Source organism: Pseudomonas sp. P5_A2_2 (assembly GCF_054177685.1).
Window position 1 is genome coordinate 1 of the sequence record NZ_JBGCUL010000982.1, and the last position, 1,625, is coordinate 1,625.

Annotated in this window: 2 protein-coding genes; both read left to right on the forward strand. The window is 65.5% G+C overall.

Features of this window, described 5'->3' with window-relative positions; genetic code table 11:
- The coding region (locus tag ACXRVY_RS27990) for a glycerate kinase type-2 family protein (RefSeq protein ID WP_458238834.1) at positions 1-1,199 on the forward strand (1,199 nt) is incomplete at its 5' end.
- The coding region (locus ACXRVY_RS27995; protein WP_458238835.1) for a pyruvate kinase at positions 1,189-1,625 on the forward strand (437 nt) is incomplete at its 3' end. The genes ACXRVY_RS27990 and ACXRVY_RS27995, both read left to right, overlap by 11 nt.

The window sequence follows — 1,625 nt, forward strand, 5'->3', positions numbered from 1 at the left end:
CCCATTTGCCTGCCGACCGCAGCGGTCGCGTGATCGTCATTGGCGCCGGCAAAGCCGCCGCCGCCATGGCCCAAGTGGTCGAGCGCTGCTGGCAGGGTGAAGTCTCTGGCCTGGTGGTGACCCGCTACGGTCACGGCGCCCCTTGCGAAAAAATCGAAGTGGTCGAAGCCGCGCATCCGGTGCCGGACGCTGCTGGCCTGGCCGTGGCCAAGCGCGTGCTGRAACTGGTCAGCKACCTCAGCGAAAACGACCGCGTGATCTTCCTGCTCTCCGGCGGTGGCTCTGCCCTGCTGGCCCTGCCGGCGGTCGGCATCACCCTGGCCGACAAGCAGTCGATCAACAAAGCCCTGCTCAAGTCGGGCGCGACCATCGGCGAGATGAACTGCGTGCGCAAGCACCTCTCGGCGATCAAGGGCGGCCGCCTGGGCAAGGCCTGCTGGCCGGCCACTGTCTACACCTACGCGATTTCCGATGTGCCGGGCGACCTCGCCACGGTCATCGCCTCCGGCCCTACCGTGGCCGACCCGAGCACGTCGGCGGAAGCTCTGGCGATCCTCAAACGCTACGCCATCGAGGTTCCGGCCTCGGTGCGCGCCTGGCTGCAAAGCCCCGAGTCGGAGACGGTCAAACCCGGCGACCCGAGCCTGGCCCGCAGTCATTTCCAGTTGATCGCCCGCCCGCAGCAATCCCTTGAAGCGGCGGCAGTGAAATGCCGTCAGGCCGGGTTCAGTCCGCTGATCCTCGGTGACCTTGAAGGCGAATCACGCGAGGTGGCGAAAGTCCACGCCGGCATCGCACGACAAATCGTACTGCACGGCCAACCGCTGGCGGCGCCCTGCGTGATTCTCTCGGGCGGTGAAACTACCGTCACCGTGCGCGGCAATGGCCGTGGCGGGCGCAACGCCGAGTTCCTGCTGAGTCTGACCGACAGCCTCAAAGGGCTGTCCGGCGTCTACGCGCTGGCCGGCGACACCGACGGCATCGACGGCTCCGAAGACAACGCCGGTGCGATCATGACCCCGGACAGCTACGCCCGCGCTGCAGCAAAGGGTCTGAGCGCCAGCGACGAGTTGGACAACAACAACGGTTACGGCTACTTCGAGGCGCTGGACGCCCTGATCGTCACCGAGCCGACCCGCACCAACGTCAACGACTTCCGCGCCATTCTGATCCTTGAGAGCACCAAACATGACGCCTGATAAAAAGGTCAAAATCCTCGCCACCCTCGGCCCGGCTACCGACGGCATCGACGCCATCCGTGAGCTGGTGCTGGCCGGGGTCAACATCTTCCGCCTGAACTTCAGCCACGGCGATCACGCCGACCACGCCCAGCGTTTTCAGTGGATCCGTGAAGTCGAGCGCCAGCTGAATTATCCATTGGGCATTCTGATGGACCTGCAAGGCCCGAAACTGCGGGTCGGCAAGTTTGCCGAAGGCAAGGTGCAACTGGTGCGCGGCCAGGCCTTGCGCCTGGACCTGGATGCCACGCCGGGCGATGAGCGCYGGGTCAACCTGCCGCACCCGGAAATCATCGCCGCACTGGAGCCGGGCATGGACCTGCTGCTGGACGACGGAAAATTGCGCCTGCGGGTAGTGACCAAGTACGCCGACGCCATCGACACCAC